The 8445-nt window shown below is 59.0% G+C and carries 10 protein-coding genes and 1 pseudogene; 3 read left to right on the forward strand and 8 right to left on the reverse strand.

Going from position 1 to position 8445, the window contains the following annotated elements; all coding sequences use genetic code 11:
* A pseudogene (locus ACIREA_RS20495) lies at window positions 1-445 on the forward strand (hypothetical protein); the annotation flags it as partial.
* On the forward strand, window positions 442-1020 hold the full coding sequence (locus ACIREA_RS20500) for a membrane integrity-associated transporter subunit PqiC (RefSeq protein ID WP_397384208.1): 579 nt from the start codon (window positions 442-444) through the stop codon (window positions 1018-1020). The pseudogene ACIREA_RS20495 and the gene ACIREA_RS20500, both read left to right, overlap by 4 nt.
* 400 nt (window positions 1021-1420) lie before the next feature.
* Here ACIREA_RS20500 and ACIREA_RS20505 read toward each other — a convergent pair whose 3' ends face one another.
* From ACIREA_RS20505 to ACIREA_RS20520, 4 genes are all read right to left on the reverse strand, one after another.
* Window positions 1421-2431, reverse strand: coding sequence for an NADP-dependent oxidoreductase (locus ACIREA_RS20505; protein WP_397384209.1), 1011 nt, complete (start codon window positions 2429-2431; stop codon window positions 1421-1423).
* A gap of 92 nt (window positions 2432-2523) precedes the next feature.
* Window positions 2524-3204 (reverse strand): BON domain-containing protein, encoded by a 681-nt coding sequence (locus ACIREA_RS20510; RefSeq protein ID WP_397384210.1) that lies wholly within the window; start codon window positions 3202-3204, stop codon window positions 2524-2526.
* 215 nt (window positions 3205-3419) lie between these two features.
* Window positions 3420-3695: a hypothetical protein gene (locus tag ACIREA_RS20515; protein ID WP_397384211.1), complete on the reverse strand. Its 276-nt coding sequence runs from the start codon at window positions 3693-3695 to the stop codon at window positions 3420-3422.
* 69 nt (window positions 3696-3764) lie between these two features.
* Complete coding sequence (locus tag ACIREA_RS20520) at window positions 3765-4460, reverse strand: VIT1/CCC1 transporter family protein (protein ID WP_397384212.1); 696 nt, start codon at window positions 4458-4460, stop codon at window positions 3765-3767.
* Between the two features lie 174 nt (window positions 4461-4634).
* Between ACIREA_RS20520 and ACIREA_RS20525 the strand changes: the two genes are divergently transcribed.
* On the forward strand, window positions 4635-5195 hold the full coding sequence (locus tag ACIREA_RS20525) for a general stress protein (RefSeq protein ID WP_397384213.1): 561 nt from the start codon (window positions 4635-4637) through the stop codon (window positions 5193-5195).
* Window positions 5196-5279: 84 nt separating this feature from the next.
* Here ACIREA_RS20525 and ACIREA_RS20530 read toward each other — a convergent pair whose 3' ends face one another.
* The 4 genes from ACIREA_RS20530 to ACIREA_RS20545 all read right to left on the reverse strand — a co-directional run.
* Window positions 5280-5846: a hypothetical protein gene (locus tag ACIREA_RS20530; RefSeq protein WP_397384214.1), complete on the reverse strand. Its 567-nt coding sequence runs from the start codon at window positions 5844-5846 to the stop codon at window positions 5280-5282.
* Between the two features lie 82 nt (window positions 5847-5928).
* Window positions 5929-6681, reverse strand: coding sequence for a PRC-barrel domain containing protein (locus ACIREA_RS20535; RefSeq protein ID WP_397384215.1), 753 nt, complete (start codon window positions 6679-6681; stop codon window positions 5929-5931).
* 217 nt (window positions 6682-6898) lie between these two features.
* Window positions 6899-7201, reverse strand: a complete 303-nt coding sequence (locus ACIREA_RS20540; protein ID WP_397384216.1) for a hypothetical protein — start codon at window positions 7199-7201, stop codon at window positions 6899-6901.
* Between the two features lie 171 nt (window positions 7202-7372).
* The coding region (locus ACIREA_RS20545) for an ATP-binding protein (protein WP_397384217.1) at window positions 7373-8445 on the reverse strand (1073 nt) is incomplete at its 5' end.

The raw sequence follows: 8445 nt of genomic DNA on the forward strand, positions 1-8445 counted from the left end.
CATCCTGAAAGACCTGCGCGATGTCCTTTCCACCACCAAGACCCAGATCGCCGCGCTCAATCTCAAAGCCATCAACGACAACATCCTCGGCATCACCACCGATGTTCGCACGCTCACCGGCAACAAAAAACTCGGCCTCGCCATCGACACCCTCGCTGATGCCCTCAAGAGTTTTGATGAACTCTCCAAGAAGGCCAATCAGGGCATCGATCCCCTGCTCAAGGATCTGGAAAAAGTCATGCAGCAGGCCACCGCCGGACTCGCCAAAATTCAGGAAGCCTCCGCCGACATCTCGAACGTCACCAATCCCCGCGCCCCCGTGCTCATGCGCCTGCAAAACGTATTGGAGGAGGCCGAGCGCGCCTCACGCGCCATCAAAGAACTCGCCAACGAGCTCAAACGAAACCCCAGCACGCTCCTGCGTGGCAAAGACCTCAACCCATGAACACGCGCCACCTCACCTTCAGCCTCCTGCTGCTGACACTCACCGCCTGCAGCGTCCTTCAGCCCGTCAAAGACACCGCCACCCAGCATCTGCTGGAGCCCCTGGTGCCAGACCGCAACCTCACCGCCGCACGCCCAGCCATCGCCGTGGGCCGTCCCTCCCTTCCCGGTTACCTTGACAGCAATCAGCTCGTCACCCGCTCCGCTGGCCAGCTCATGGTCAGCAAGCACGACCTCTGGGGCGAGCCCCTCGACTCCGGCATCTCCCGCGTCATCGCCAGCAATCTCAGCCGCCTCACCGGCTCCATGAACATCCAGCCCGTGGAGAGCTTCACCTCGCTCGACTACACCACCCTCCTCGAATTGAAGATCGCCCAGTTTGAACCCGACTCTGCAAACCAAATGGTCCTGCAAGGCACCTGGAAACTCCAGCCCGTTACCGGCGGTGAAACCAGCACCCACTACTTCCGCCTCCTCATCCCCGTCCCCCCCGATCCCACCTCCTTGCGCGCCCGCGTCACCGCCATGAATCAAGCCCTCGAACAACTCGCACGGCAGATTGCTCGCCATCACTGACACACAGCTGCCAAAGAATCCACGAAACCACCGGCTGGCACACCTTCAGCATTTTCAGCGGCTTTTGATCCAGATGCGCCTTTCGCTCATAGCCCTCGTGTTCAGCAGCCATGGACTAAGTGCATCATCTGCCTCCATCACTCTTATTGAAACTTGTATAATAGACTGACATCCTTGCCTTGAAGGCCAACGGCCTTCCGTCATACAGCCCAGGGGTGCCGAGCTTTAGCGAGTGCTCCCCTGGGTCCTGGCATCAGAACCGGGAAGCAAACCCAGCACTCCGCCACACTTCAAGCCTGCAAGCAGCGTCTGCAATGCGCTCCACCGCAAGTTCGCCGCATTCAGGCACCGAGTTCGCTTCCACAAGGAACGCTCTTCTTGTCAGTCTATTGCGCAAGGTTCAATAGGAACGCAGCCTCACCACCATCTTGCCAATGTTCTGACCTGAGAAGAGGCCGATAAAAGCATCGACCGCGTTTTCGATACCGTACACCACAGTCTCCTTGTGCTTCAGCTGGCCTGCTTTGAAATAGCCGCCCACCTCCTTCTCAAACTCACTTTGATGATCCGCCCAGTCGCGCACCAGCAGCCCCTTCATCGTGAGACGCTTGGTGGTCATGTTGAAAAGATTGCATGGGCCGGGTTTTGGCTTCGCGTTATTGTAACCCGAAATGCCGCCGCAGGCGATGATACGGCCATGCACGCGCAGAGAGGAAAGCGCAGCTTCCAGCGCCTCTCCGCCCACATTGTCAAAATAGACATCAATGCCCTCTGGAGCCTCCATCTTGAGCCGTTCCACCACCGGGCCGTCATGGTAGTCGAAAGCACTGTCGAAACCGCACTCATCGCGTAGAAAGGAAATCTTCTCAGCGGAACCTGCGGAGCCGATGACACGACACCCCATCAATTTGGCGAGCTGTCCTGCGACACTGCCCACTGCCCCCGCAGCACCTGAGATGTAGATGACATCTCCAGCCTTGACCTCCCCCAGCTTCAATCCTGCCCACGCCGTCATGCCGGTCATGCCAAGCGCACCAAGATAAACTGAAAGCGGCTCAATGTCCCGGCTGACTCCGCGCAGCTCCTTGGCCGGTGCCATAAAAAACTCCCGCCACCCATGGTTGGAAGTCACAATATCGCCCGGCTTGAATTCTCTCGCGCGTGATTCGATGACCTCGCCTACGGCCCCACCTTCCATGGGTTGGTTCAGTTCAAACGGTGGCAGATATGACTTCCCCTCGTTCATACGACCTCGCATGTAGGGATCCACCGAGAGGAACAAATTGCGCACCAGCACCTGCTGTTCCTGCAGCGGGCCCAGTTTGATTGGCGTGACTTCGAAGTCAGAAACCTCAGGCAGTCCCTTCGGACGAGAAATGAGGTGGACTTCGCGGCTGGTGATTTCGGGCATGGTGGTCTGTGTTTGTTGTTCGTTAATTGGATGACTTCCCCCGTCAGTGGTTTGCAGCCCCCTGTTCCACAGGCGGCTGCAAAGCGGTTTCATTACTCAAGCCAGGCCCATTTCACGGAGAGCTGGTTGTCCACGGAATAGACTCCAGGTGCGGCCCAGGCCACGCGCTCCGCCTCTTCTTTTTCAGCGTAATTACGCACCTTGCCAGTCAGCGTGACTTGGTTGCCTGAAGTCTCGACCGTGATTTTTCCAGCATCAAGCAGCGCGCTGCGTTCAAAGGCGGACCTGATGTCGGAATCAATTTTGTCCGCGCTCAGCTTCGGCTTGATTGTGATCTGGTTGCAGACGCCTTTGACGCCCATCACATTCTCCACCGCTTTTTCGGCATCATTCTTCTGATACCACCACTCCACTTCGCCATCGAGAGTGATCCATCCATCACGGACCGTCGTCAGCACCACATCAGCCGGCACGGTGGAAGACCACCGGATTTGATTGGCAGCAGCCGCAGCGATGTCGCCATCCGTGCGGCAGTATCCGTCCAGCAGCTTCACCTTGATGTCGTCGGCCAGGGCGTTCACTCCCGCCACCCGTTTCGTGGCGCGCACCGCGTCCCATTTTTCACTGTAGCTGGTGGCAAAGCCATTGAGCGTCACAGTGCCGTGGTCCACCAGGACTCCAATGTCGGTGGTCCTCACATTCGGCTCAAACTTGAGCTCTGAAAGGATGTCATTCTTCAGGTCCGTATCACTTTTTTCGATGGTGCTTTTCATGGTCGTAGTTGGCTTGTTATTTGATTTAAAATTGTCATCCGCTTTGGATCACAGGCGGACTTTGTCTCTGCTCTCTTCAATCACTATGGGGTGAAACCCGACTCTCAGCTCCCTCTTCACCGCCCCTTATCATCCACCTCTCACATCTTGCGCTGACCCCTGGTTTTTGGTGTACTTGAGCGCTGCTGAAAGTCGAAACGGATCGAGCTGCATGCTCATGCAAACCAGCCGGGTGTTTGGCTCTCCGCTTCTCCAGTCGGGTTGCTGTCGACCTGTCCAGCGTTGTCACTGGGTGCCTTTGGCTCCAGTTCGGGTTCGCCGATCAATTCATGTTTGGCCAGCTCCCAGTCCGATTTTCCAGCATCCTGCGGCTCACGTCCATCCAGCGCAGCCAGCTCCACCGCACGCTCTCGCAACTGCTTGCGCGAGACTTTGTCGGCGGCGGCGGGATTGGCACTCGAAGCACTCTCTGTCAGCAAATGAGGTTTCATGGCCGGATTCTTCGTCCCAGCAGTCGCGACAATTCCATGGGGTGTACTACCCACCTTTGAAACAAGTCGTCATGAAATGATCTTCGCGAGGCTGAACGCGATACCTGCCGCCAGGCTGCCGATCAGCGCCGTCTGCCAGGCACATCTGAATCTGGAGATCCCGGTGAGCTGCCCCTTCACAAAGCCAAACACCGCCAAGGCTAGCAGCGTCGCGACAAGGGAGATCAGCAGTGCTTGATGAAGATCACTCACGATCATGTAGGGCATCAGCGGGATCATGCCGCATAGAACGTACGAGCAACCGATGGTCAGTGCGCTGCGCAGCGGACGTTTGGGATCAGGAGCTTGCAGCCCATGCTTGAACCTCAGGATAAACTTCCGGCATGCCTTGGGTTTGCGGTGCAGGGCCTTGGCCACCATCGCGGCTTCACCATCTGTCACGCCGTAGGGTTTGAGCAGGTCGGCAATCGGTGTGGCAGCAGGTCCCGCCACTTTCAGAACCGGCCGGTCCTCGCGCAAAATTTCGCATTCATACCGTTCAGCCTCATCCGTCGCTGCGATGTATCCACTCAGTCCCATCGCTATGGCTCCAGCGGCCACTTGTGCGAGACCGGCAGTGACGACGACGTGCGCCGAGTCGATGGCCCCGGAAACACCGGAGGCAAGAACGAACGGAACCGTGAGACCGTCCGCCGTACCAATGATGATGTCACGCATGGTCCCACTCGCGATGTGCGAATGGTCGAAGTGCAGTTGCGGCAGCATGGCGCCCGCTCTTCTTGCCCGGCCTGGAATTCTGCCCTGAGGAGTGATGCGCATTCGACGGCGACCATCGAATCATTGTCATCACCTGCCTATGGGGGATACACCCCATCGCAATGCGCAGGGCTGCTTCGCACGGTGAGGCTTGGTCACACACTCAAAACACACCCAACCCTGATGAACAAATACCCCCACTCCGATGCCGTCCTGGCTGTCTACAAGTCCCATGAAGAAGCCGAGGCCTGCGTGCGGGATCTTCAGCGCAGCGGCTTTGACATGAAGAAACTCTCCATCGTGGGACGCGATTACCACACCGACGAGCACGTGATCGGCTACTACAACACCGGAGACCGCGTGAAGTACTGGGGCTCTCAGGGAGCCTTCTGGGGCGGCATCTGGGGCTGGATGGTGGGATCCGCCTTTTTCCTGATCCCGGGCGTGGGTCCGGTGGTGGTGGCAGGGCCTCTCGTCGGCTGGATCGTCGGTGCGCTGGAAGGCGCCGTCGTGGGCGGCGGCCTCAGCGCACTGGGTGCCTGCCTCTTCAGCATGGGCATACCAAAAGACAGCATCATGCAGTATGAGACGGCCTTGAAGAGCGGGAAGTTCATCGTCATGGTCAGCGGCACCGCAGATGAAGCAGCCCAGGCACGCGAGATCATTCACGGCACACCTGCCGAAAAGACGGAGGCGCATGTGCTTCCAGACGCCCCCCTCGTGGCGGAGCTGACAGCAGCGTAATCTCCCCACAAAGCAAACCTCACGGCCCGTCAGACATCATCCGTCTGGCGGGCTTTTTCGTGGCGTAGCGTCACTTGGCCAGCATCAAAGCTTCTTCTTCCCCGCAGCTTTCTTGGCGGCCTTCTTCGCCGCTTTTTTCGCAGCCTTCTTGCCATGCTTCAGATCGTCCAGATCTACACCATTCGCAGTTTCAGCCTCGATGGCACGCTGCTCGCCAAACAACAGCGGACGCATCTCACCGCTCACACTCAGTGTCTGACCCACGGCCAGACTGAGCGCCCGCGCACCGTGCGGCTTGAGGTGCACGAAGTCCCCCGTGTCCAGCACCGCACCATTCACCTCGCCATGCAGCGCGTAGTTCAGCTGCAGCACCTTCCCCTTCACCTCGGTCTTCGGTGAGAGCTTCACCGTCTTTCCGCCCACCTTGATCCCCTTGAGCTGGAAGACCGGATGCGCCGCCTCGTCATGCTCATGCAAGGCATCCGCCTTGAGGCTGACCTTGCCGCCAGCCTTCAGCGTGGAAGCCAGCACGGCCGCTTCATCCGGCTCAAAGTTCACCTGAACCGTCCCTTTCTTCGTGAGGATGATCAGGGCTTCATAGCCGCCCTTGGGACTGAAATTGAAATGAGCCAGTGTTCCTTCGATGTTCATAGCAGCTTGGCTAATGGGTGAAGACATCCATCACAAGCGATTGCGGCCCAGGTAGGGAAACACCCCACATCGCCATACCACCTCAGTTCGGATCCCCCTCATTGCGCCATGCCGCCATCGCCTGCGCATCTGTGGGCGCTTCTTGCGCACGCATCAGCATCGCCCCTTCCGAGTATTCCGGCGAATGTCTGATCTCATCGCGCGTGAGATTCACCGAGATGTTCGACTCACCCCAGTTCACGCCTTCGATCGACTTCGGAGAAATCAGAAACCGTTTTCCCGGCAGCCAGTACCGTGTGCTCACCACGACATGCGCGATCTCCCAGGTCTCATCATCCACGATGAAATCCTGCACATGCCCGATCTCGCCGTCCGTCGCCTTGACGTCGTAGTCCGTGACCTCAAACGTGCTGCGCAGGTGCGGATCCCAGGCCCACTTGCCGTCCACGGCGGAGTTCCACAGATCCCGATCCCGCATGATGCCGGGATAATTCCCCCACAACTCCGTGCCGGCCCAGTACGTCGGCCAGCCATGGTAGCCGTAGTAGTCCTCCTCATACTGGCGGGACACAGGCTTGTCACTGTCCAGAGAGGGGCTTTCCTCGATCTGCTTCTTGGTCAGGTTCACGGCGATTTGTTCCCTGTCCCCCATCACGCCCACCAGAGCGTGCGGAGAAATCAAGACCTGCCTGCCCGTGAGCCAGTTCCCCGTGTCCGCCACCAGGTAGCGCACCGTCCAGAAGCGGTCATCAAAGTAAAATTCACGAACCTTCCCCATTTCGCCGTCCAGGCCTTCCAGTGAGTATCCCTTGAGTGTGGTGGCGGAAATGAGCATGGTCTTGGAGTCTTGAGTTGAGTGTGAAGATCAACGCACATTGCCTGCACCGCAACCCCTCCGAAATGGGGTGAAACCCCACCTGCCCATTCACGCATCCGCAAGACCACACCCGAGGCATGGAGACGCTGCACACACGGCTCATCAAAAGCGAAGCCGATGCGGGAAGCTCCCGCATGGATCATTCCGCCACATCCACTCATGCCTACAGCCTCGCTCAGCCTTGTCCATCCTTCGGCTTGTTCAAAGCGGCGCTCAGACGCTGCTCCTCACCCGCCTCGTCACGGCCTGCATCCACGAGCTGTTCCGCGATGGTCTCCTCCTTTTCTGCAGGCTCACTCGCCACGCGGTGCCCGGCTTCATCCGCACTTTCATCCCATGCGGTGATGCGATCATTCCCGGGCACGGTTTCCGGCTCCAGCAGATCCTGGCTGTCGTTCGCCGCAGCATCCTCCATCACCTTGTCATTAAGATCGAGTTCATCCCGAAGTTCCTGCGTCGTCCTGGTTGTGGGTTGCATAATGCAGCACCCTTCATCCTCCGGCCTCATCCAGCCATGGGGCCTTCACCCCAAAAGGAGAAGCCATGAAAATAGACTTGTTCCTGCGGCACAAGGAACCGCTCCGACTCGCTCACATCTCACTTCAGTCCATGCCGCCTGCCGTTGCTGTGCCCAAAATTATGGCACATCTCACGCCCCTTTCTTGCTCCGCTTCGCCCCGCTCACTTCCTTCCCCACCGGAATCACCGCACGGATCGTCGTCCCCTTGCCGCGCTTGGACACGATGCTGAACACCCCGTTGACCATCTCCACACGCTCACGCATTCCCGCCAGCCCCAGTCGTCGGCTCCACTGCGGGGAGGAGAGTAGGTCCACGTCAAAGGACTTGCCATCATCCGTGATCTCCAGGCACACACCGCCGCGCGCAAGTCGCAGGCTCACGCCCACATGGTGCGCCTGCGCATGCTTGGCCACATTCACCAGTGCCTCCTGCGCCACGCGGTAGAGCACCGTGCGCTTGTCATTGTCCAGAGCCTCCACATCCGGCGACGCGCTGAAGTCGATCTGGCGGCCTTTGCGCTTGGGAATTTCATCAATGTAGGTGCGCAGCGTCGGGATCAGCCCCAGCTGGTCCAGCATCGCCGGGCGCAGCTCGCGTGCGTATTCGTGGATGATGTGCACGGACTGCTCCACCAGCTCACGCACCGGTGCCATGGCCTGCGCATCGACCCCCGCCGTGCGCGTGAAGACCGCCAGCCGCACATTGATGCCGATCAGCACCTGGCTGATTTTATCATGCAGCTCATGGCTGATTTCCTTGCGCTGATTTTCCAGCGCCAGCAGGTTCTGATGCGATGACTCGCGCAGTTTCTTCTGCAGCATCCGCGATTGATTCAGCAGGGCATGGGCATGCTGCTCGCTCATCGTCAGCGCGGCCTCCACCGCCTCACGGCGGGTGATCTCCTGCCTGAGCATTTCATTGGAGGCGGCCAGCACCTCCACGCGGCGCTTGTTGTCCTCAGCCAGCTTGCGCTCCGTGATGTCATTGAAAAAGCACACCACACGGTGGTCGCCGGACGGCAGCGTGACACGCTGGATCTGCCACTCATAGGCCTCCGTCACCTGCGTGTCCTTGCGCCTTTCCACAAACTCCGGAGACTGGTACGGCTCCCCCGTCTTCAACGTGTGCCGGAAGCGTTTCTCCGCAGCCTCGGCCACCCGCTTCGGCCACAGCAGGCGGATCACTTCCTCAAAGCAGCGTC

It is taken from the genome of Prosthecobacter sp. (assembly GCF_044373815.1).
Classification (GTDB): Bacteria; Verrucomicrobiota; Verrucomicrobiia; order Verrucomicrobiales; family Verrucomicrobiaceae; genus Prosthecobacter.